Source organism: Bacillus sp. MHSD_36, from assembly GCF_030757775.1.
Classification (GTDB): domain Bacteria; phylum Bacillota; class Bacilli; order Bacillales; family Bacillaceae_G; genus Bacillus_A.
The window spans coordinates 739,068-762,181 of the sequence record NZ_JAVBIS010000002.1 but is presented as its reverse complement, the minus strand read 5'-3'; the positions used below and the strand labels follow the sequence as shown (position 1 = coordinate 762,181).

The window sequence follows — 23,114 nt, the reverse complement described above, 5'->3', positions numbered from 1 at the left end:
GAGGAAAGGAACGGTTTTTTTCTGTGAAAAAAATCATTTCAAATTTGTATGGGGAGGTTTCTGATTTGGAAAAAAAGGTCGTATTAGTAGATGGTAATAATATCGCGTATCGTGCTTTCTTTGCACTACCGCTTTTAAATAACGACAAAGGTATACATACGAACGCAATTTACGGTTTTACAATGATGTTGATGAGAATATTAGAGGAAGAAAAACCAACGCATATGTTAGTAGCATTTGATGCGGGGAAAACGACATTCCGTCATAAAACATATAGTGAGTATAAAGGAGGGCGCCAAAAGACTCCACCTGAATTATCAGAGCAATTCCCGTTTATTCGTGAGATGCTTGATGCATTCAACGTACCGCGCTATGAATTAGAAAATTATGAAGCGGACGACATTATGGGAACGCTAGCGAAAGAAGCGAGTGAACAAGGAGCAAATGTAAAGGTTATTTCGGGAGATAAAGATTTACTTCAACTTGTTTCTGATAACACGCTTGTATGTATTCCTAGAAAAGGGATTACGGAAGTAGATGAATATACGAAAGAAGCTTTATTTGAGAAATATAGCTTATCACCAAAGCAAATTATCGATATGAAAGGTTTAATGGGAGACCAATCAGATAATATTCCAGGTGTACCAGGAGTTGGTGAAAAAACTGCGATTAAATTGTTAACACAGTTTGGAACAGTTGAAGAAGTGTATGAAAATATAGATCAAGTAAGCGGGAAGAAATTAAAAGAAAAACTGGAAGCAAATAAAGATCAAGCTCTTATGAGTAAAGATCTAGCAACGATTATTACAGATGCGCCGATTACAGTGCATGTGGATGATATGGAGTATAAAGGGTATGAAGCAAGTGATGTCATTCCGATGTTTGAGAATTTAGGATTTACATCTCTTTTAAATAAATTAGGTGTTACGCCAGGAGAAACAGCTCCAGCTGAATTAGATGATATTACATTTGATATTGTGGAAGAAGTTACAGATGAGATGCTGCAGCAAGATAGTGCGCTTATTGTTGAAGTACAAGAAGATAACTATCATAAAGCAGATATTCAAGGCTTCGGTATTCAAAATGAAAATGGTTGCTACTTTATTCAGACAGACACTGCACTTAAGTCAGACGCTTTTAAAGAGTGGCTTGCAGATGGAGAAATGAGGAAGCATACATTTGATGCGAAGCGTGCAATTGTTGCATTGAAATGGAACGGTATAGATATGCAAGGGATCGACTTTGATCTATTAATCGCTGCTTATTTACTTGATCCGGCTGATACGGATAAAGATTTCCGTACTGTAGCGAAAATGAAAGAAACGCATGCTGTGAAATCCGATGAAGAAGTTTACGGAAAAGGTGCGAAACGTGCTGTGCCAGAGCTAGAAGTAGTAGCGGAGCATGTAGCTCGTAAAGTGCATGTATTATATGATGTAAAGCAAACTTTCGTTGAAGAATTAGAGAAGAATGAGCAATATGAACTGTTTACAGAGTTAGAATTACCGCTTGCACGTGTATTAGCTGATATGGAAGTAAAAGGTGTAAAAGTTGATACAGAGCGCCTTCGTAATATGGGAGAAGAACTTGCAGGTAGATTAAAGGAAATGGAACAGGAAATTTATAAGCTTGCGGGAACAGAATTTAATATTAATTCACCGAAGCAGTTAGGTGTTATTCTGTTTGAGAACTTAAACTTACCAGTTATTAAAAAGACGAAAACAGGTTATTCTACGTCAGCAGATGTATTAGACAAGCTTATGAATCACCATGAAATTATTCCAAACATTTTACATTACCGTCAATTAGGGAAACTAAATTCAACTTATATTGAAGGGTTATTAAAAGTTGTGCATGAAGACACATCTAAAATTCATACTCGTTTCAATCAAGTATTAACGCAAACGGGCCGATTAAGTTCAACGGATCCAAACTTGCAAAATATCCCGATTCGATTAGAAGAAGGAAGAAAGATTCGTCAGGCATTCGTTCCATCTGAAGAAGGATGGATTATGTACGCAGCGGATTATTCGCAAATTGAACTTCGTGTATTAGCTCATATTGCAAAGGATAAAGGGCTAGTTGACGCATTCCAACATGATATGGATATTCATACGAAAACAGCTATGGATGTATTTGGCGTTGAAAAAGATGAAGTAACTTCAAATATGAGAAGACAAGCGAAGGCTGTTAACTTCGGAATTGTGTATGGTATTAGTGATTATGGTCTTTCACAAAACTTAGGGATTACAAGAAAAGCAGCAGCGGAATTTATTGAAAAGTATTTAGAAAGTTTCCCTGGTGTACAAGAATACATGGATGACATTGTAAAAGATGCGAAGCAAAAAGGATATGTGGCTACACTATTAAATCGCCGTCGTTACATTCCGGAAATTACGAGTCGTAATTTCAATTTACGCAGCTTTGCTGAGCGTACAGCTATGAATACACCAATTCAAGGTACTGCAGCAGATATTATTAAAAAAGCGATGATTATTATGGCAGATCGTTTAGAAGAAGAAGGATTACAAGCGCGTCTTCTTCTGCAAGTACACGATGAATTAATATTTGAAGCACCAAAAGAAGAAATTGAAAAATTAGAGAAGCTTGTACCAGAAGTAATGGAGCATGCAATTGAACTTGCAGTTCCGCTAAAAGTTGATTATTCTTACGGTCCAACTTGGTACGACGCAAAATAAGGAAGTGATGAAATGCCTGAATTACCAGAGGTTGAAAACGTCAGACGGACACTTGAAAATCTTGTAACAGGAAAAACGATTGAAGATATTGTTGTTACGTATCCAAAAATAGTAAAACGACCGGATGATGTAGAAATCTTTAAAGAAATGCTTAGAGGCGAGAAGATTGAAAATATAAAGCGAAGAGGAAAGTTTTTGCTTTTATATGTAACGAATTATGTTATTGTTTCACATTTGCGTATGGAAGGTAAGTTTTTACTGCATCAAGGGGATGAGCCAATTGATAAGCATACGCACGTCCGTTTCTTATTTACAGATGGAACTGAATTACATTATAAAGATGTGAGAAAGTTTGGTACGATGCATCTCTTTAAAAAAGGTGAAGAGTTGAATCAAATGCCTCTTGCTGACTTAGGTCCGGAGCCATTTGATGCGGAATTGACACCGCAGTATTTACAAGAAAGATTGCAAAAGACGAATCGTAAAATAAAAGTTGTATTATTAGACCAGCGCCTTTTAGTAGGGCTTGGAAATATATATGTAGATGAAGTTTTATTCCGATCTCAAATTCATCCGGAACGAGAAGCGTCGTCTTTAACAACAGAAGAAATTGAACGAATTTACGAGGCGACTGTTACAACGTTAGGCGAAGCGGTGAAGCGTGGCGGAAGTACAATTCGAACGTATATTAACTCGCAAGGGCAAATTGGTTCGTTCCAGGAACTTCTAAATGTATACGGAAAAAAAGGAGAACCGTGTGTGACTTGCGGTACGATATTAGAAAAAACAGTTGTTGGCGGAAGAGGAACGCATTACTGCCCGATTTGTCAGCCGAGAATATAGAAAAGAGATAACATCGGATAGGCATTTATCATATACATACAGCAGAGCTATGTATAAGGGAGGAGCTTACCGATGTACCTTTATTTATCTCTTATTTTATTAGCTTTTACATTAAGCTTAGATAGCTGTAGTGTAGGGCTAACATATGGGTTAAGAAGTGTAAGAATTCCACTAAGATCAATTATAATTATCGGAATGTGTTCAGCGGCTGTTATGCTTGTTTCAATGGGAATTGGACATATGATCGCAAAAATATTTTCACCTGTTATCGCAACGCGTATCGGTGGGCTTGTTCTTATTGGAATAGGAATTTGGGTATTATACCAATTTTTTCGAAGTGAGAAAAAAGAAGAACCGAAGCAAGAGGAGAAGGTTTGGAAATTAGAAATTGCTTCACTCGGGCTAGTGATCCAAATTTTACGGAAACCGACTGTCGCAGATTTCGATAAATCAGGCACCATTTCTGCAGGAGAAGCATTGCTTCTTGGTATCGCTCTTTCTGTAGATTCGTTCGGTGCTGGAATTGGTGCATCTTTATTAGGGTATGCACCTGCAATGATGGCAATATTAGTTGCGGTTATGAGTTCTTTGTTTTTATTTATCGGAATGAAACTTGGAACGGTTTTATCAAATATGAAATGGTTACAAAAATTTACATTCCTGCCTGGGGTATTACTCATTATTATTGGAATTTGGAAAATGTAAGTATGGGCGTGGAACATTAGTTTCGCGCCTTTTATATTGTGAGGAGGATTACGATGACAGTAGTAATTGGATTAACGGGAGGCATTGCAAGCGGGAAAAGTACGGTATCAGAAATGTTTCGCGAGCTAAATATACCGGTTATTGATGCGGATATTATTGCAAGAGAAGTTGTAGAGCAAGGAAAACCAGCATATAACAAAATAGTAGAAGTGTTTGGAGCGGAAATATTACAAGAAGATGGAGAACTGGATCGGCCGAAATTAGGAAGTGTCGTTTTCTATAATGAAGAAAAACGATTGCAGTTAAATAAAATTGTTCATCCTGCAGTGCGTGAGGAAATGAATAGGCAAAAGGAAATGTACATAAAAGAAGGTGCGCAAGCGGTTGTGTTAGATATTCCTCTCTTATTTGAAAGTAAATTAACGAGTCTCGTTGAACGCGTTTTAGTTGTAGCGGTTAAGCCGCAGACGCAATTAGAACGTTTAATGAAGCGCAATAATTTTTCAGAAGAAGAAGCAACAGCGCGTATTCAATCTCAAATGCCGTTAGAGGAAAAAGTGAAACATGCAGATGAAGTGATAAATAATGATGGCACAATTATGGAAACGAAAACACAATTGCAGGTAATTTTAAAGAATTGGAACATTATTGACTAAAAAATTGTGAAATTAGTGAAAATGCTTAGTGACATATCCCCTTTTTGTGTTATACTATTATTGGGATTGGAGATAAATAGTATAACGCATTCAAGGGGGATAACATATTATGACTCGTGTGGCAATTAATGGATTTGGACGTATTGGGAGAATGGTATTTCGTCAGGCAATAAAAGAAAGCGCATTCGAAATTGTAGCAATCAATGCAAGCTATCCATCTGAAACGTTAGCACATTTAATTAAATATGATACAGTTCACGGCAAGTTTGACGGAACAGTAGAAGCATTTGAAGATCACTTATTAGTTGATGGGAAAATGATTCGCCTTTTAAACAACCGCGATCCAAAGGAATTGCCTTGGACAGATCTAGGTGTTGAAGTTGTAATTGAAGCAACTGGTAAATTTAATTCAAAAGAAAAAGCAATTCTTCATGTTGAAGCTGGAGCGAAAAAAGTTATTTTAACAGCGCCTGGTAAAAATGAAGATGTAACAATTGTAGTTGGTGTGAACGAAGACCAATTAGATATTACAAAACATACTGTTATTTCAAATGCATCTTGTACAACAAACTGTTTAGCGCCTGTTGTTAAGGTGTTAGATGAGCAGTTTGGAATTGAAAACGGTTTAATGACGACAGTTCACGCTTATACAAATGACCAAAAAAATATTGATAACCCACATAAAGATTTAAGAAGAGCACGTGCTTGCGGACAATCGATTATTCCGACAACGACAGGTGCTGCGAAAGCGCTAGCAAAAGTTCTTCCACATTTAAATGGAAAACTTCATGGTATGGCACTTCGTGTACCAACACCAAACGTGTCTCTTGTTGACTTAGTAGTAGATGTAAAACGTGATGTGACAGTTGAAGCTATTAACGATGCATTCAAAACTGTTGCAAACGGCGCGCTTAAAGGCATTGTAGAATTCAGCGAAGAGCCTTTAGTATCTATTGACTTTAATACAAATACACACTCAGCTATCATTGATGGTTTATCTACAATGGTAATGGGTGATCGTAAAGTAAAAGTACTTGCTTGGTATGATAACGAGTGGGGCTACTCTCGTCGTGTTGTAGATCTTGTAACGTTAGTTGTTGAAGAATTAGCGAAACAAGAAAATGTACAACATATTTAAGTGAATATGGGAGAGGGCAAGTGAATATTTGCCCTCTTTTTTTATTTTTTTCTGAAAAAGGAAAAATTATAGGGGTATATTTTCGAAAGTGGACATACCACGAAACGTTGTGATTACTGTATTTGTGAATCATTTATTTTTTTTAGGGAAAAGTAAAGAGGAAAATATGACAGAAAATCGAAAAAACTGTTGTTGCAAAATGAAAATAAACAAAGTATACTAACACTCGTAAACTTAAGAGCTGAGGTACGTAGTCACTACTTAAAGGGTTAGGACCTCTCTGGACTAACTTTCCCCCGTGGTAGTGGAGCAAGCCAAATTGCAAATTAGTTTTCAATTCGAACAGTTAGAATAAATTTACAAGGGGGAACTGTAGAATGGATACTATGGATACGATGGGTCGTCACGTGATCGCTGAACTTTGGGATTGTGATTTCGACAAACTTAATGACATGCCGTATATTGAACAATTATTTGTGGATGCAGCACTAAGAGCTGGTGCTGAAGTGCGTGAGGTAGCTTTCCATAAATTTGCACCACAAGGTGTAAGTGGAGTAGTAATTATCTCAGAATCACATTTAACAATTCATAGCTTTCCGGAGCACGGTTACGCAAGTATTGATGTTTATACTTGTGGGGATCGTATTGATCCAAATGTTGCTGCAGAATATATTGCAGAAGGTTTAAACGCGAAAACGCGTGAGAGCATCGAGCTTCCTCGAGGCACTGGTAGCTTCGAAATTAAGCAGAGAGAAACAAAAGCTCTTTAAAAAAGAACATAATTGATTTAAAATGTAAAGAGGTGTATAATGCACCTCTTTTTTAGTTTATAAAAAGGGAAAATATAACGTACTCGTTAGGTAAATAAATGGAGCTCTTACGAATAAGTTAGCATTCCATCTACCATCTTATTTTCGAAAACGAGATGATAACATAACGTGCTTTAACTTAAAGTGGTAAGAGAGTTAGAATGAGTTATATAATAATGTATATATATTGTCAGATGAAGTAAGTAGAGGAAAAATAAAGAGTATAGTGTAAAGGAGTGAATATATTGCGTTGTCCATCCTGTTCTCATAATGGTACAAGAGTGTTAGATTCGCGTCCGGTAGACGAGGGGCGCTCTATTCGAAGAAGGAGAGAGTGTGAAAGCTGTTTAAGCCGCTTTACGACATTTGAAAGAGTGGAAGAGTCACCTCTTATCGTTGTAAAAAAAGAAGGTACACGAGAAGAGTTTAACAAAGAAAAGATTTTACGCGGCTTAATTAAAGCGTGCGAAAAAAGACCAGTATCTTTAAGACAATTAGAAGAAGTAACTCAAAGTGTGGAACGTGAACTTCGTAATTTAGGTATATCAGAAGTGAAAAGTGATATGATTGGTGAAATTGTTATGGAAGAACTGCGTGATATTGACGATGTTGCTTACGTGCGTTTTGCTTCTGTATATCGCCAATTTAAAGATTTAAATGTATTTATTGAAGAACTAAAAGATATACTGCAAAAAGAAAGAGAGTAGAATCTGTTTTGTATTCTCTTTACATACGGCAAGTAATGAGATAAGAGAGCTAGAAGCGAAAGCTAATAGCTCTTTTTCGCTAAGGAATTATATAATGAAGATAGAACGAATGAAGTAGAGGATAGATTGGATGAGAGAAAGGAAAAGCAAGAATGGAAAAACAGTCATGGATGGAGCTATTGCCGATTGATCGTTATAAAGTAAGTGCGAAAGGGTTACTGCATAATTATGACCGAAAAGTGTTGACGATGTTGTACCAACCGTTAATAGGTAGCAGAGCTTTTAGCTTGTACATGACGCTATGGGGAGAGTTAGAGCAAGATCGTGTGTTTGGAAAAGAGAATACGCATCATTCCCTTATGGTGACCATGCAAATGCAACTTCCCGAAATATATGAGGAACGAGTAAAGTTAGAGGCAATTGGGCTTTTGAAAGTATATATTAAGAAAGAAAAAGATATTCGAATGTTTATATATGAGTTGCAACCACCTTTATCTCCAAAGCAGTTTTTTGATGATATTGTTTTAAGTATCTTTTTATACAATCGATTGAGTCGGACAAAATATAATCAAGTAAAGCAATATTTCTTAGAAGAAGAATTTGATTTTGTATCTTATGAAAATGTTACGCGTTCTTTCAATGATGTATTTGGTTCGTTTAATCCAGGGCAGCTTGAGCATGCACAAGAAGACCTTCGTATTCCGAAAACGACAGCTATGCCAAGTCGCGAGAAGGGAGACGCTCCAAAAGTTTGGAATGATTTCTTTGATTTCTCCTTATTTGTAGATGGATTGTCCGCTCTTGTCCCTAAAAAGGCAATTACAGATCAAGTGCGAGAATGTGTCATTACACTTGCTTACGTGTATGATGTAGATGTGTTATCGATGCAAAATATCGTTCTTGGTGCGGTGACAGAGATGCAGACAATTGATATTGAAAGGCTTAGAAAAGGAGCGCGTGATTGGTATCAGTTTGAAAACGGTCAAGCGTTACCTGTATTGAGTGAAAGAGTACAGCCTCATGCGGCACGTATGATGAAAGAGAAAGAGCCTTCTACGCAAGAAGAGATGTTAATCAAACAGTTAGAGGAAATCTCACCAAAGCAGTTATTGAAAGAAATCTCTGGCGGTGCAGAGGCGACGAAGGCGGACTTGCAAATCGTTGAAGATGTAATGATCAATCAAAAGTTAACGCCAGGTGTTGTGAATGTACTTATTTATTACGTTATGCTACGCTCAGATATGAAACTTGCGAAAACGTACGTGGAAAAGATTGCTGGGCATTGGGCGCGTAAAAAGGTCGGTACAGTAGCTGAAGCAATGGCGTTAGCGAAAGAAGAAAACCGTCAATATCAAGAATGGGCTGAGACGAAGAAAAAAGGTCGTACGTCGAAGAAAACGGTACGAAAAGAAATGGTACCAGATTGGCTGAAAGAAGAACCGAAAGAACAAGCGAAAGAAACTGTGAAAAAAGATGTAAGTGCTGAAAAAGGTGCAAGTACGTTAGAGGATGAACGAAAACGACTAGAAGAAGTGTTGAAAAAATATAAGCGTGATTAATAGAAGAGAATGAACGCTCTTTGAGGTGAGGAAATGGAGCATATTCAAAATTCATTTGCAAAGTTAATGGAAAATGAAAATTTTAAAAATAGATATGAAGTATTAAAGGCGGAAGTAATGGCACATCCGCGTGTGAAAGAATTTATAGACGCACATCAAGGTGAAGTAACAACTTCTATGATTGAGCGTAGCCTTGTGAAGTTATACGAATATATTGGACAAAGTGTAGGTTGCGCGGATTGTCCGGATTTAGGCTCGTGTAAAAACATGTTGCAAGGATATGAGCCAAAGCTCGTTATCCAAGGGAAGATGATCGATATTCAATACGATCGTTGCGTTAGAAAAGTAGCATATGACGAGAGAAAGAAATATGAAAAACTCGTTCAAAGTGTATATATGCCATCTGATATTTTACAGGCAACGATGGAAAACTTGGATCCATCAGATTTAGATGCACGTATTGATGCAATTGGTGCAGCTAATGAATTTTTAAGTACATATGAACCTGGTAAAAAAGTACAAGGTTTATATTTGTACGGTAAATTTGGTGTAGGGAAAACGTATTTGCTAGGGGCAATTGCGAATGAGCTTGCTCGAAAGAAAATAAGTTCGATGCTCGTATACTTCCCTGAATTTTTACGTGAAATTAAAAGTTCAATTCAAGATAATTCGATTGGAGAAAAGATTGATGCGGTGAAACGCGTACAAGTTTTAATGTTAGATGATATTGGAGCAGAAGCGATGTCAAGCTTTGTGCGTGATGATGTGCTTGGTGCAATTTTACAATTCCGTATGTTAGAAAACTTACCGACGTTCTTTACGTCTAACTTTGATTTCAAAGAGTTGGAACATCATTTAACGTATACACAGCGCGGTGAAGCGGAAGAAATGAAAGCAGCTCGTATTATGGAACGAATTAAATATTTAGCGAAACCAATTCCAATTGGCGGGAAAAACCGTCGTCATAAGTAAAGAGTAAGCTGAGAAGCTTGCTCTTTTTTTCGTATGAAGTACTTTTCAAGGTAGTCCAATTGGAAAATGAAAAGTTCTTATTGAAAATTCGTAGTAGCTTGTATCATTTTTTTCTCCCTCCCTTAATATATATAAAATTAGCAAGCCATATTGAGTGGATTTTCTAACGATAGGAAATGTAATTCTACTAAGAGTGAACTTCACGCGGGACGGACTCTTATAGGATTTGTAACGTATAGATACAGTCCTTTAGAGCAGGGATAAAAGGGGGGACAAAAGTGATTGAAATTTGCTTCGAAGAAAAAAATGATGCTATGCACGTATATAGACAACTATTGAAAAGAGCGGAACTGTTATATGAGGAAACGAGTGTGTATTTACAGGAACAAAAAGTGGTGATTCACATACCAGTAGGTGAATCGAATTATATTGAAAAGATTTTATTGCCAGTGATGGTATATTTCATTGTGAATGTGAAACAAAATGAGTGGATATATACAATCTTAAAAGAAAAGTTTTTTTATGAAGAAGAGGAAGAGTGTCATCAAATATTGCATATGGCACATGAGATTTTAAAGGGAAGAAGAAAAGGGATTACCCGTGAATTAACGCGTCACACATTTGAATCATATATTAAATCTTCTTTAAATAACTGGCTTTGTGATCCACTTTCATTCTCGTTTTCATCATATGTTCGTTTTCGTCTTCGTACATATAGGGAAATGGTAGCTAAGCTTGCCGAAGTGGCGATTGATGAGTATAAGTTGGAACAAGAATATCAAATGTTTATTGAGTCGCTAAGGCAACAAGTGCGTAGCCGGAAATCACGTTTGTCCTGTGTGCATCTTATTTTTGATGAGAGTTTTATTTTCTACGATGATAAAGGTAGACGTTTAAAACAGGAGAAATTGGTTCAATATATAGATGAGGAATTATTGAAGCAAAAGGATGTATATATTGATACGAAAGTAATTGCGCCACTTCTTTCTATTTCGCCGAAAAAAATTTATTTATATACGAAAGAACAAGACCATAATATGATTATTACTTTGCGAAATGTATTTCAAGAACGGGTACAATTACATGGATTACATGAGTTTGAGCGCAATGTGAAAAATTTAAAAAATAAAGGTAACGCCCTTGATTTTCTAAGTTTTTGAGCATATAATTACCTACATAAATGAAATATATTGAAATGTCATGATGAGGACATGAGTAGTTTTCTACGATTTTCAGAGAGGGAAGCCTTAGGGTGTGAGCTTCCTAGTACGGGATTATTACTTACCACCTCTAAACTTTAGCAGTGAACGATTTTTCTAGTAATTGCTAACGGACAACACCGTTATGTTGAACTTGAGCAATTAACAATAAGGTTAATTGGAACAAGGGTGGAACCACGAATTCAACACTCGTCCCTTTTTACGGGATGAGTGTTTTTTATTTTGAGAAAAAGAGGAGTGACCAGTGATGGCAGATGTAGTTAAAATTACTTTCCCTGATGGAGCTGTGAAGGAGTTTCCAAAAGGCGTAACAACTGAAGAAATCGCAGCTTCTATTAGCCCAGGCTTAAAGAAAAAAGCTGTGGCTGGAAAATTAAACGATGAGATGATCGATCTTGTTACACCAATCGAAGAAGATGGTGCAGTTTCTATCATTACATTAGATTCTGAAGATGGCTTATATATTTTACGCCACTCAACAGCTCACCTTTTAGCACAAGCGTTAAAACGTTTATATAAAGATGTTAAGGTTGAGCTTGGCATTGGCCCAGTAATCGAAAATGGCTTCTACTACGATATTGATATGGAAGAAGCAATTACAGTTGAAGACTTCAAGAAAATCGAAAAAGAAATGCAAAAAATTGTGAACGAGAACTTAGAAATCGTTCGTCATGAAGTACCACGTGCAGAAGCGATTCGTCGTTTTGAAGAAATCGGCGATGAGTTAAAATTAGATTTAATTAACGATCTTCCAGAAGATGCTGTTATTTCAATCTATGAGCAAGGCGAATTCTTCGACCTTTGCCGTGGTGTTCACCTTCCATCTACAGGGAAAATTAAAGTATTTAAATTATTAAGCGTTGCGGGTGCTTACTGGCGCGGCGATAGCAATAATAAAATGCTACAACGTATTTACGGTACTGCATTCGTTAAGAAAGCAGAATTAGATGAGCACTTACGTATGCTTGAAGAAGCGAAAGAGCGCGATCACCGTAAATTAGGTAAAGAATTAAAATTATTTACTAATAGCCAAAAAGTAGGACAAGGTTTACCACTTTGGTTACCAAAGGGTGCAACAATTCGCCGCATTATCGAGCGTTACATCGTTGATAAAGAAGCAAGCTTAGGCTATGATCACGTATACACTCCAGTACTAGGAAGCAGAGAGCTTTATGAAACTTCTGGACACTGGAACCACTACCGTGATGGTATGTTCCCATCAATGGAAATGGATAATGAAGAGTTAGTTCTTCGTCCAATGAACTGCCCTCACCACATGATGGTTTATAAAAATGATATTCACAGCTATCGTGAATTACCAATCCGTATTGCGGAACTTGGAACAATGCACCGTTATGAAATGTCAGGCGCGTTATCTGGATTACAACGTGTACGCGGAATGACTTTAAACGATGCGCACATTTTCGTTCGCCCAGATCAAATTAAAGAAGAGTTAAAACGTGTTGTAAACTTAACTCTAGAAGTGTACAAAGATTTCGGTTTAGAGAACTATTCATTCCGTCTATCTTATCGTGACCCAGCTGATACTAAAAAGTATTATGCTGATGATGAGATGTGGGAAAAAGCACAAGGTATGTTAAAAGAAGCTATGGATGAAATGGGTCTTGATTACTATGAAGCTGAAGGTGAAGCGGCATTCTACGGTCCGAAACTTGACGTTCAAGTTCGTACTGCTCTTGGAAAAGACGAAACACTTTCAACTGTACAATTAGACTTCTTACTTCCAGAACGCTTTGAATTAGCTTACGTTGGTGAAGACGGTAAACAACATCGTCCGGTTGTAATTCACCGTGGTGTTGTATCAACTATGGAACGTTTCGTAGCCTTCTTAATTGAAGAATACAAAGGTGCATTCCCAACTTGGTTAGCTCCAGTTCAAGCACAAGTAATTCCAGTTTCGCCGCAAGTACATTTAGACTATGCGAAGAAAGTACAAGATGAATTACGTCGTGCTGGTATCCGCGTTGAATTAGATACTCGTGAAGAGAAAATTGGTTACAAAATCCGTGAAGCGCAAATGCAAAAAATTCCGTACATGCTTGTAGTAGGTGACAACGAAGTAACTGAAAACGGCGTAAACGTACGTAAATACGGTGAACAAAAATCAGAAACAATTGCATTAGATGCTTTTGTTGATATGATTAAAGTAGAAGGAAAACGATAAGAAATTGCCGCGGTATACCGCGGCTTTTCTATGTAATATAAGTGAGAGAAATTAGAAAAAATAACCATGTAGCACTTATCATAAAAAAGTATTGCAAGTATGTTAGTTGTTTGTTACAATATTTCTTGTTGTTAGTAAAACACATCGCGTCTTCTTGACAGACGTCATGTCCTATGATAAACTCATCAAGGATAATAGAATATTGTTTTGTGGAACAAGTAGAAGCACCCGCTTCTCACCTGATGGACGCATTCGCAGTTTACAGGTAAATGTATTTCTTACTTAAGATTTTACAAGTGTGGGTGTCGTATGCCCGCACTTTTTTTGTCGGGTTCTATGACTACAAACTATGTTCTGAGAAAACCTTGGAGGTGGCTTACTATTAGCAAGGATATGATGATTAACGAGCAAATTCGTGCACGTGAAGTACGTTTAGTTGGTGCAAATGGCGATCAACTTGGAATCAAGTCTCGTAATGACGCTTTAGACTTAGCTGCAAATCTTAATCTTGATTTAGTATTAGTTGCTCCAAATGCGAAACCGCCAGTATGCCGCATTATGGACTACGGTAAATTCCGCTTTGAGCAACAGAAGAAAGAAAAAGAACAGCGCAAAAATCAAAAAGTAATTAGCATGAAAGAAGTTCGTTTAAGTCCAACAATTGATGAACACGACTTTAACACAAAACTTCGTAATGCTATCAAGTTTTTAGAGAAAGGCGACAAGGTTAAAGCGTCAATTCGCTTTAAAGGACGTGCCATTACTCATAAAGAAATCGGTCAACGTGTTTTAGATCGCTTCTCAGAAGCTTGTGCTGAAGTTAGTACAATTGAATCTAAGCCTAAAATGGAAGGACGCAGTATGTTCTTAGTTTTAGCACCGAAAAACGATAAGTAATAGATAGAGGAGGAAATACCTATGCCTAAACAAAAAACTCATCGCGGCGCTGCAAAGCGTTTCAAAAAGACTGGATCAGGTAAACTGAAACGTTCTCACGCTTACACAAGCCATTTATTCGCTAACAAATCTACAAAAGCTAAACGTAAACTACGTAAAGCTGGTGTAGTAAGCGCTGGTGACTTCAAACGCATTCGTCAAATGCTTGACAACTTAAAATAAGTTCGGCTGATATATAGAACAATTAGGAGGTAATATTATGCCAAGAGTAAAAGGTGGTACAGTTACTCGTCAACGTCGTAAAAAAGTAATTAAATTAGCAAAAGGTTACTACGGTTCAAAAAATACATTATTCAAGGTTGCTAACCAACAGGTTATGAAATCTCTAATGTATGCATTCCGTGACCGCCGTCAAAAGAAACGTGACTTCCGTAAATTATGGATTACACGTATCAACGCAGCAGCTCGTATGAATGGTCTTTCTTACAGCCGCTTAATGCACGGTCTTAAAAATGCTGGCATCGAAGTTAACCGCAAGATGCTTGCTGACTTAGCTGTTCATGACGAAAAAGCTTTCGCTGAATTAGCAACAGTTGCAAAAAACAACATTAACTAATTAATTAGTTGAAACCTTAGAAGATTTTTCTTCTAAGGTTTTTTGTTTGTATACAAAGAGAGATATGTCGTTATTGATATGACAAAATCAATATAAAAGCTATAGCAATATAGAAGAATATATATATGAAGCCAGGAGAATCCTCCTGGCTTCTTTTAATTATCACCTTTTGGAAAGAAGAGTATCTTTCCTACCTGAAACGACACTGCTATAATGGAAAGATGATATGGAACTTTCATCAGATAAAATAATATTTTTATTAGTGGGCAATTCCTGGATAATTATTTACTATCACCAATCGGAGTGAACAATCTAATAGTGATGATTGAAACGTATTTGTAAATTAAGGACAAGCTATTTTGTAAAGAGGTAGATAGCTGACTTATTAATAAGAAACGAAAAATAATAATGAACTTTGAGATGAAACAACATTGTTGCGTAAAATGCGATGTTGGAGGAGGACAATAGAATGGACTTACTACAACTATTTAAATTACAAAAAGAATTAGATGATCGTATTGCGAAGGAGCATGACTTACAACCGAAAAAGTTGTTAAAAGAAAAAATGTTAGCTCTTCTTGTAGAAATTGGAGAACTTGCAAATGAAACACGTTGTTTTAAATATTGGAGCAACAAACCAGCATCAGAACGTGAAGTCATACTAGAAGAATACGTAGATGGTTTACATTTTATTTTATCAATCGGAATTGATTTAGGTATTGATAAAAACTTCCTATTCTATAAGTGTGCACAGACGAATAAAACACAAGTAGAAATTTTCTTAGACACATATGCGAAAGTAATTCGTTTTACAGATCAACCATCTATTACGAATTATATTGAATTATTTACAAGCTACCTTCGACTTGGACAAGCACTTGAGTTTGAACAAGAAGAGATCGAAAAGGCATATTTAGATAAAAACGAAGTAAATCATCAGCGTCAAACACAAGGATACTAAGTTAATTTTTGAATATTTCAATTTCCTTTTGTATAATGAAGTGACTGAAGAAAAAGGAGGGTGTTGGCAATGACAAAATTAGACGAGACATTGACAATGCTAAAAGAATTAACAGATGCACGTGGTATTGCGGGTAACGAACGTGAACCACGCGAAGTAATGAAGAAATATATTGAGCCGTTTGCAGACGAGCTTTCTACTGATAATTTAGGAAGTTTAGTTGCGAAAAAAGTAGGGGAAGAAAACGGCCCGAAAATTATGGTTGCAGGTCATTTAGATGAAGTTGGTTTTATGATCACGCAAATTGATGACAAAGGTTTCCTTCGTTTCCAAACAGTTGGTGGTTGGTGGTCACAAGTTATGCTTGCACAACGCGTGACAATTGTAACGCGTAAAGGCGATGTAACAGGTGTAATCGGTTCAAAACCACCGCACATCTTACCTCCAGAAGCACGTAAAAAGCCAGTTGAAATTAAAGACATGTTCATCGATATTGGTGCTTCTAGTCAAGAAGAAGCAATGGAGTGGGGCGTACGACCAGGAGATCAAGTTGTACCTTACTTTGAATTCCAAGTGATGAAGAATGAAAAAATGTTACTTGCAAAAGCATGGGATAACCGAATTGGTTGTGCAATTGCAATTGACGTATTAAAACAATTAAAAGATGAAAAGCATCCAAACGTTGTATACGGCGTAGGGACTGTACAAGAAGAAGTTGGTCTTCGTGGTGCGAAAACATCTGCAAACTATATTAAACCAGATATCGCGTTCGCAGTAGATGTTGGTATCGCTGGTGACACACCTGGTGTAACGTCAAAAGAAGCACAAAGTAAAATGGGTGATGGACCACAGATCATTTTATATGATGCTTCTGTTATTGGTCATACAGGTTTACGTGACTTTGTAGTTGATGTTGCTGATGAATTGGAAATTCCATACCAATATGATTCAGTAGCTGGCGGCGGAACGGATGCAGGTGCAATCCATATTGCTGTAAATGGTATTCCGTCTATGGCTATTACGATTGCAACGCGTTACATCCATTCTCATGCGGCAATGTTACATCGTGATGATTATGAAAATGCAGTGAAGTTAATTGTAGAAGTTATTAAACGTCTTGATAAAGAGGCTGTACATAACATTACATTTAATTAATAGAAAAAGCGAAGGAGGTGCTCCTTCGCTTTTTTACGTTTTAAAAAGGTCTCTCTAATCCTGCGGCAGTATGAGCTCCTAAAATAATTAAACGAGTTAATTGCATAGCCATAAAATGCGGGGTATATATCATCCCTCTTTTTAACCATGACATAATCATCCCGATATGAGCTCCTGTCACATAACTAATTAAAATATCACGAGGAACCATAAGATCTTTATCATCGGGCTGTGAAATAGATAAGCTTAATGTTAAATGTGTTTGTATCGTTTTCATCATTTTATAAGAGTAGTTTCCAGCAGCTTTATCGCCAAGCATAACGTTATAGAAGTTCGCATTTTCTGCTATATGCTCGAACAAAGCTAAAAATGTCGGATGTGGTGAATCAAAAGTAAGTTGAAATTCTTCTTTATTTCTATTTTTTGGTTTAATAACTTCGGCTAACTTCTCTAACATTTCTTCGATGCTTTTGTCTAATAAGTCATATTTATCATGGTAATGACTATAAAATGTAGCACGATTTACTGGAGCACGTTCTGCAATATGTTGAACAGTTACATCGTCAAATCCTTTTTCGCCTACTAAAGCGACAAAAGCATCCTGTATGAGTTGTCTCGTCCGCTTTACACGTGGATCATTTGTATTTTTAATAGACATTTTTACTTCCCCTCGTTTAATTTTCTATACTTAAACAACATATTGGTATTATATTGTTGTTTAAGCGACATTTCATACGTAAATTGTCGGTTGTAGATTCCAAATAATTATTTATAATTATAAACGATAGTCCTTCAGAAATCAGCACCGCTCGCAGGTAGATAAATTTCGATTTACACCGCAGATGGTGTGATTTTTTTGTTTAAAAGTTAATATAATTAACAATTAAACAATCTAAACAATAAGGACATAAATAGTTTAGAAAAAAATTATATGCGATATAAGGAGAGGAATGCAATGAATCAGTTTCGAAGAATGGTAATTATCAACATTATCACATTAATTGTACTAGTTGGCGGCGGTATTGGCGGTTACTACTATTACAACCAAACGGAAAATTACTTAAAAACAGATAATGCAAAAATTGATGGAAAGGTAATTCCGGTTGCTTCACCAGTAGCAGGTAAATTAACGGACTGGAAAGCTGAAGTGGGTAAGAATTATAGTGAGAACGATAAATTAGGTGCGGTTACTGTAGCGGCAGCAAATGGGGAACAAACAGTAGATGTAACAATTCCGCAAAATGCAACAGTTGTACAATCAAACGCAACGACAAATGCTTTCGTTGGAGCAGGTAGCCCAATTGCTTATGCATTTGATATGAACAATTTATGGGTAACAGCAAACATTGAAGAAACAGTGATTGACGATGTTCAAAAAGGTCAAACAGTAGATGTGTATGTAGATGCATACCCAGACACAACGTTAACAGGGAAAGTAGAACAAGTTGGATTAACAACAGCAAATACATTCTCAATGTTACCATCAAGTAACGCAACAGCGAACTATACAAAAGTAAAGCAAGTTGTACCAGTTAAAATTTCTTTAGACCATAGTAAATCAGTAAATATTGTTCCTGGAATGAATGTGTCAGTTCGTATTCATAAGTAAGGGGGAGATGAGATGTCCTCAATTGCAATTGTAGGATATGCACTATTTTGTATAATCGTCTTCTTCCTTGTAAATCGTCTTTTACGAAAGAAAAAAACGAACGCGGGAGAAGAACAAGTCCCAGCCGTAAGTAAAATAGAAGTAAGTAAAGTAGAAACAGAAGAGAAAGAAATAGAACAAAAGCAAGAAGTAGAAATTTCTAATGTAGTTGAATTAGAAACAGGCAAGCAAGAAGAAGAAAAACAAGAAAAAGAAATGCCGAAAAAACAACCGTCTATGCCTATAGAGAATGTAAATGTAAAAGCAGTTGTAACAGTATTAATTCTTGGTATGTTCGTTTCTATTTTAAACCAAACGATCATTAACGTTGCATTGCCTCCGTTAATGAATGAATTTAACGTGTCAACATCAACAGCACAATGGTTAATTACAGGCTTCATGCTTGTAAATGGTATTTTAGTACCGATTAGTGCCTTTTTAGTTTCACGATTTACGTATCGTAAATTATTTGTTGCGGCCATGTTATTCTTCACGGTAGGATCTATCATTTGTGCTACATCAGGAAACTTCACAATGATGATGACAGGTCGTATTATTCAAGCGGTCGGTGCAGGTATTTTAATGCCGGTTGGTATGAATATCTTTATGACATTATTCCCGCCTAATAAGCGCGGAGCAGCGATGGGATTACTAGGCGTTGCAATGATTTTAGCACCAGCTATCGGGCCAACTGTAACGGGCTGGGTTATTGAAAACTATAGCTGGAACTTAATGTTCTATGGAATGTTTGTAATTGGTTTAATTATTACGTTCCTATCTTTAAAATTCTTTACATTAGCTCAGCCAGTGTCTAATACGAAATTAGATGTATTTGGTGTTGTTAGTTCAAGTATTGGACTAGGAAGCTTGCTGTATGGATTTAGTGAAGCTGGAAATAATAGTTGGACTAGCGCCGAAGTTGTTATTTCGCTTGTTATCGGTGTAATTGGTTTAGCGTTATTTATTTGGAGAGAGTTAACAACAGATAATAAAATGCTTGATTTACAAGTGTTTAAATACCCAGTATTTACTTTTACTTTAGTAATTAACGCAATCGTTACAATGGCATTATTCGGGGGTATGTTATTACTTCCGGTATATCTGCAAAACATCCGTGGCTTTACGCCAATTGAATCTGGTTTACTACTTCTTCCAGGATCATTAATTATGGGGATCATGGGACCAGTAGCGGGTAAATTATTCGATAAATATGGTATTCGTCCATTAGCGATAATTGGATTGGCAATTACGACCTATGCGACATATGAATTTACAAAGTTATCAATGGATACGCCATATAGCGTTATTATGACGGATTATATTATACGTTCGATTGGTATGTCATTCATTATGATGCCAATTATGACAGCTGGTATGAACGCACTGCCGATGAAATTAATTTCTCACGGTACGGCAACGCAAAATACGTCAAGACAAGTAGCTGGTTCAATCGGAACAGCGATTTTAATCACACTTATGACGCAACAAACAACTGCTCACGTAGCAGATTACGGCAACATGTTAACAACTTCAAATCCAATTTTAGTTGATAAAGTACATGGTATGGGGCAAAGCTTAGCGGCCTTAGCTGGATCAGCGCAAGCAGGAGATGCGATGAGCACGCAACTATTATTTGGGCAAATTTCGAAGTTATCGGCAATTAACGGTATTAACGATGCCTTCTTAATTGCAACGATACTTGCAGGTATTGCTTGGGTATTATCGTTCTTCTTACCATCAGGCAATAAACCAAATAAAAAAGCAGGGAATTAAATTCCCTGCTTTTTTACTTTACACTTCTGTATTACCTCTGATTTATGGATTTCTAAAAAATATTATATATAGTATGAATCCCCTACAGACATAAGTACCCAGAAGATAACCTCTAATATGCCGGCGATAAAAATAATGAATCCCATATTACGTATACTTTTAATCTTTGCTTGTAATCCACTCAATCCTGCCAATAATCCAGTTAAAGAAAACAGAATCCAATATAAAGTAGTTGAAATAGGCAGGATTGTATTGCTCTCCACTCCCATGCCCAAAAAAACAAAAGGTAGAGTGACAAAGGAGAAGCTAAGTAGCACCATTAAACCGACAAATAATTTACGGTGTTTCACGCTAGTAATAATTAAGAAAATACCACCGAAAAATCCACATAAAACAAGAAGTGGCATATAAACAACTCAAAGTAAGCTAAACATATATAATCTCCTTCTAAGTAATGAGTTATATTTTACTACATGAGGTTTATCTTGGATATTATTAATAAATTGATAGAAATGAGAAGTAACGATACGAATTAATAAAAGAGGTATCGCAATGATGCCTCTTTTTAACTCAAGAACGCCAACATATTATTCATAATATGAAATAACATAGCTGGAATAATAGATTTTGTTTTTTTACATAAAATAGCCATTAATAATCCCATGAAGAAAGTAATTACCATAACCCCAAGTGAGTATGTATGAGCGACACCGAAGAAGAAACTTGTTATGATGGCTGCAATCCAAAATGGAAAGCGTTCTGAGAAGAAGCGAAGTATAAAACCACGGAAAATAAGCTCTTCAAAAATTGGTGTAAGTATTGCGAAGCCGAGAAGTAATAATATTTGATATTGCTTAAAAGTATCTAAGTTTAGTGCGGAAGATTGCTGCTTTGTTGCGTCTTGGAACACATAATTTAACAAGATATAATTGAGTATAATGTTTATAGCGAAGAAAAGAAGTAAGTATACGTATGTGCGCCATTCTTTAAGTGCTTTAAAGTTAAAAGATTTTAGTAGTAAATTTTTTGCGGGTTCGAATTTGAAAATGAAGAATAACAACACGGCTAGTTGTAATACGATACTTGCAGTATTTACGATAGATTCATACAGGGCGATTTGTTTTTTATCTGTAAGACCGGCTGTATAAATTGTTAAGGGCATTGCGAGGAACACAGTAATAAGTCCGGTTCCGAAAAAAGCGAATAAAACGGAGCTAATAAATTGTCCCCATGACATAGAGTGTTTTTGTTCATTAGAAAGTTGTGTAGCGGGTTGCATTTATAAAATCACCTCTTTATATTTGTATATTTAATTATAAAGCGTTTTGCTTTCGAGTGTAATATTTAAATATTACATATAATGATGTATTTCCATAAAATAATAAAAGAGGTATCACCCTATAGTGATGCCTCTTTCTCATTGATAACTATGTTCGGCCTTGTTATTCAATTTTGATTGCTCTATTTGCAATTCGCGCTCTACCAATCGATCTAACTGCTGAATAGCTTTTAATGCTTTTTCATAAGAAATTGTTCTATAATGATGCGCTCCGCCCGGTTCTTCATCTGCTTCGTCTGCCCATTTAATAATATTTTGAAGAGATGTTCTTTCAATTTCTTGTTCCACTAAGAAAGAATCTGTATGCAGAAGAATTGCGATAGAAATTTCTTTTGCTAGTTTAGGGTGCTCCCCTAATCTAATAAGCAATTTATGAGCTCTTTCTGCTCCTTTAATTGCGTGTATATCATTCTTTTTATATAAATCATAGTCCCATTCGCCGCCTGTATACCATGTATGATGTCCGATATCATGAAGGAAACCAGCTTTTGTCGCAGCATCGACTGAGGCGTGATGCTTTTTAGCTAAGTGAAACGCATGGTAAGCGACAGCAATCGCGTGGACCATCCCAGAACGATTTACGTATTTTTGTGTAATATGGTGTTTGAAAATTTGTTCAAGCGTAATACGGTGCATAAAACATTCACTCCTTTTATCCCGCTTTAACGGGCAGTAAGATTCCTACTTCAAAATTCAGCGAATACGAGGAAGTTAGGTGAGGAATCAACTGCCCGTAAAAGCCCGATTGGTTCAACTAATAATTAGTGGGGATGAACACCCCTCCCCGCTAATTAAAGTTTCACTTTATCTTATGGTGTATATGAAGAAAAATCGATTGGTTTAAATGTATTTTGAACATTGTACTCCATCAAGTAGCGTTAGTAAAGTAGAAATGTTTAGGAGAAGAAAAAAATTCCCGCAAAAAAATCACCCTAGCTTATGCAAAGGTGATTTTCAAATTGTTTATTTTTTTAATCCTTGCTCTAGTGTTTCTAACATTTCGTGCTTTTCATTTTCATCAGCGTTTTTCCAAATGACTTCAAATAAAACACCAAGACCTGGCAGCATTTTTTCTTCACCGCTTTGAATTGCATCGACAATTGTTTCTTGTAATTGATCTTGTGTATTACCAGATACATTTGCTAATACAGCACCGCGTAAATTAAAACTCATTATTTTCACCTCTTCTTCAGAATTGAAACTGACGTTAGTTTTTGTTCTTTTTTATGTAA

At 36.4% G+C, this 23,114-nt stretch carries 23 protein-coding genes and 2 other annotated features; of the genes, 18 read left to right on the top strand and 5 right to left on the bottom strand.

The window, feature by feature from the left end; all coding sequences use genetic code 11:
• The first annotated feature begins 65 nt into the window (after window positions 1-65).
• The 16 genes from polA (at window position 66) to Q9B79_RS11990 (ending at window position 17,122) form a co-directional block, all read left to right on the top strand.
• Entirely contained in the window at window positions 66-2,699 is a 2,634-nt protein-coding gene (polA, locus tag Q9B79_RS12065) for a DNA polymerase I (RefSeq protein ID WP_306184475.1), read from the top strand.
• 12 nt (window positions 2,700-2,711) lie between these two features.
• Window positions 2,712-3,542 carry a DNA-formamidopyrimidine glycosylase gene (gene mutM, locus Q9B79_RS12060; RefSeq protein WP_306184473.1) on the top strand — a complete coding sequence of 277 codons (831 nt, stop codon included), beginning with the start codon at window positions 2,712-2,714 and terminating at the stop codon, window positions 3,540-3,542.
• Window positions 3,543-3,614: 72 nt separating this feature from the next.
• A complete protein-coding gene (gene ytaF / locus Q9B79_RS12055) occupies window positions 3,615-4,247 on the top strand; it encodes a sporulation membrane protein YtaF (protein WP_000281740.1) in 633 nt (210 codons plus the stop codon).
• Between the two features lie 53 nt (window positions 4,248-4,300).
• Complete coding sequence (coaE, locus tag Q9B79_RS12050) at window positions 4,301-4,903, top strand: dephospho-CoA kinase (RefSeq protein WP_306184471.1); 603 nt, start codon at window positions 4,301-4,303, stop codon at window positions 4,901-4,903.
• A gap of 109 nt (window positions 4,904-5,012) precedes the next feature.
• The gene (locus Q9B79_RS12045) at window positions 5,013-6,041 is read left to right on the top strand and encodes a glyceraldehyde-3-phosphate dehydrogenase (RefSeq protein WP_000198974.1); all 1,029 of its coding nucleotides are present in this window, start codon (window positions 5,013-5,015) and stop codon (window positions 6,039-6,041) included.
• 386 nt (window positions 6,042-6,427) lie between these two features.
• Complete coding sequence (speD, locus tag Q9B79_RS12040; RefSeq protein ID WP_002003660.1) at window positions 6,428-6,811, top strand: adenosylmethionine decarboxylase; 384 nt, start codon at window positions 6,428-6,430, stop codon at window positions 6,809-6,811.
• A 284-nt stretch (window positions 6,812-7,095) separates the two neighbouring features.
• Window positions 7,096-7,557, top strand: a complete 462-nt coding sequence (gene nrdR, locus Q9B79_RS12035; protein WP_001203687.1) for a transcriptional regulator NrdR — start codon at window positions 7,096-7,098, stop codon at window positions 7,555-7,557.
• Between the two features lie 152 nt (window positions 7,558-7,709).
• Window positions 7,710-9,116: a replication initiation and membrane attachment family protein gene (locus tag Q9B79_RS12030; protein ID WP_306184465.1), complete on the top strand. Its 1,407-nt coding sequence runs from the start codon at window positions 7,710-7,712 to the stop codon at window positions 9,114-9,116.
• Between the two features lie 33 nt (window positions 9,117-9,149).
• Window positions 9,150-10,088: a primosomal protein DnaI gene (dnaI, locus tag Q9B79_RS12025; protein WP_306184463.1), complete on the top strand. Its 939-nt coding sequence runs from the start codon at window positions 9,150-9,152 to the stop codon at window positions 10,086-10,088.
• 278 nt (window positions 10,089-10,366) lie between these two features.
• On the top strand, window positions 10,367-11,248 hold the full coding sequence (ytxC, locus tag Q9B79_RS12020; protein ID WP_306184461.1) for a putative sporulation protein YtxC: 882 nt from the start codon (window positions 10,367-10,369) through the stop codon (window positions 11,246-11,248).
• Window positions 11,249-11,279: 31 nt separating this feature from the next.
• Window positions 11,280-11,508 (top strand) — a binding site (T-box leader).
• A 47-nt stretch (window positions 11,509-11,555) separates the two neighbouring features.
• Window positions 11,556-13,493, top strand: coding sequence for a threonine--tRNA ligase (gene thrS, locus Q9B79_RS12015; protein WP_000786081.1), 1,938 nt, complete (start codon window positions 11,556-11,558; stop codon window positions 13,491-13,493).
• Window positions 13,494-13,703: 210 nt separating this feature from the next.
• Window positions 13,704-13,824 (top strand) — a sequence feature (ribosomal protein L20 leader region).
• A gap of 62 nt (window positions 13,825-13,886) precedes the next feature.
• Window positions 13,887-14,390: a translation initiation factor IF-3 gene (gene infC, locus Q9B79_RS12010; protein ID WP_000973214.1), complete on the top strand. Its 504-nt coding sequence runs from the start codon at window positions 13,887-13,889 to the stop codon at window positions 14,388-14,390.
• A gap of 21 nt (window positions 14,391-14,411) precedes the next feature.
• Window positions 14,412-14,612: a 50S ribosomal protein L35 gene (gene rpmI, locus Q9B79_RS12005; RefSeq protein WP_001125945.1), complete on the top strand. Its 201-nt coding sequence runs from the start codon at window positions 14,412-14,414 to the stop codon at window positions 14,610-14,612.
• Between the two features lie 37 nt (window positions 14,613-14,649).
• Complete coding sequence (gene rplT, locus Q9B79_RS12000) at window positions 14,650-15,006, top strand: 50S ribosomal protein L20 (protein WP_001138362.1); 357 nt, start codon at window positions 14,650-14,652, stop codon at window positions 15,004-15,006.
• Between the two features lie 469 nt (window positions 15,007-15,475).
• Window positions 15,476-15,967, top strand: a complete 492-nt coding sequence (locus tag Q9B79_RS11995; RefSeq protein WP_000365050.1) for a dUTP diphosphatase — start codon at window positions 15,476-15,478, stop codon at window positions 15,965-15,967.
• 69 nt (window positions 15,968-16,036) lie between these two features.
• The gene (locus tag Q9B79_RS11990; RefSeq protein WP_087957139.1) at window positions 16,037-17,122 is read left to right on the top strand and encodes a M42 family metallopeptidase; all 1,086 of its coding nucleotides are present in this window, start codon (window positions 16,037-16,039) and stop codon (window positions 17,120-17,122) included.
• 40 nt (window positions 17,123-17,162) lie between these two features.
• Here Q9B79_RS11990 and Q9B79_RS11985 read toward each other — a convergent pair whose 3' ends face one another.
• A complete protein-coding gene (locus Q9B79_RS11985) occupies window positions 17,163-17,780 on the bottom strand; it encodes a TetR/AcrR family transcriptional regulator (RefSeq protein ID WP_048531603.1) in 618 nt (205 codons plus the stop codon).
• Between the two features lie 297 nt (window positions 17,781-18,077).
• Here Q9B79_RS11985 and Q9B79_RS11980 point away from each other — a divergent pair, with 297 nt between their 5' ends.
• Together Q9B79_RS11980 and Q9B79_RS11975 are read left to right on the top strand one after the other, a co-directional pair.
• Complete coding sequence (locus tag Q9B79_RS11980; RefSeq protein ID WP_306184454.1) at window positions 18,078-18,731, top strand: HlyD family secretion protein; 654 nt, start codon at window positions 18,078-18,080, stop codon at window positions 18,729-18,731.
• A gap of 12 nt (window positions 18,732-18,743) precedes the next feature.
• On the top strand, window positions 18,744-20,543 hold the full coding sequence (locus Q9B79_RS11975) for a DHA2 family efflux MFS transporter permease subunit (RefSeq protein ID WP_306184453.1): 1,800 nt from the start codon (window positions 18,744-18,746) through the stop codon (window positions 20,541-20,543).
• A gap of 62 nt (window positions 20,544-20,605) precedes the next feature.
• Here Q9B79_RS11975 and Q9B79_RS11970 read toward each other — a convergent pair whose 3' ends face one another.
• The 4 genes from Q9B79_RS11970 to sspI all read right to left on the bottom strand — a co-directional run bounded on the left by Q9B79_RS11970 (window position 20,606) and on the right by sspI (window position 23,055).
• Window positions 20,606-20,950 carry a DNA-binding protein gene (locus Q9B79_RS11970; protein WP_306184452.1) on the bottom strand — a complete coding sequence of 115 codons (345 nt, stop codon included), beginning with the start codon at window positions 20,948-20,950 and terminating at the stop codon, window positions 20,606-20,608.
• Between the two features lie 158 nt (window positions 20,951-21,108).
• Window positions 21,109-21,822, bottom strand: coding sequence for a CPBP family intramembrane glutamic endopeptidase (locus Q9B79_RS11965; protein ID WP_306184451.1), 714 nt, complete (start codon window positions 21,820-21,822; stop codon window positions 21,109-21,111).
• Between the two features lie 138 nt (window positions 21,823-21,960).
• Complete coding sequence (locus Q9B79_RS11960) at window positions 21,961-22,518, bottom strand: HD domain-containing protein (protein ID WP_098638790.1); 558 nt, start codon at window positions 22,516-22,518, stop codon at window positions 21,961-21,963.
• Window positions 22,519-22,845: 327 nt separating this feature from the next.
• Window positions 22,846-23,055: a small acid-soluble spore protein SspI gene (gene sspI, locus Q9B79_RS11955; RefSeq protein ID WP_000009513.1), complete on the bottom strand. Its 210-nt coding sequence runs from the start codon at window positions 23,053-23,055 to the stop codon at window positions 22,846-22,848.
• Window positions 23,056-23,114 lie beyond the last annotated feature (59 nt).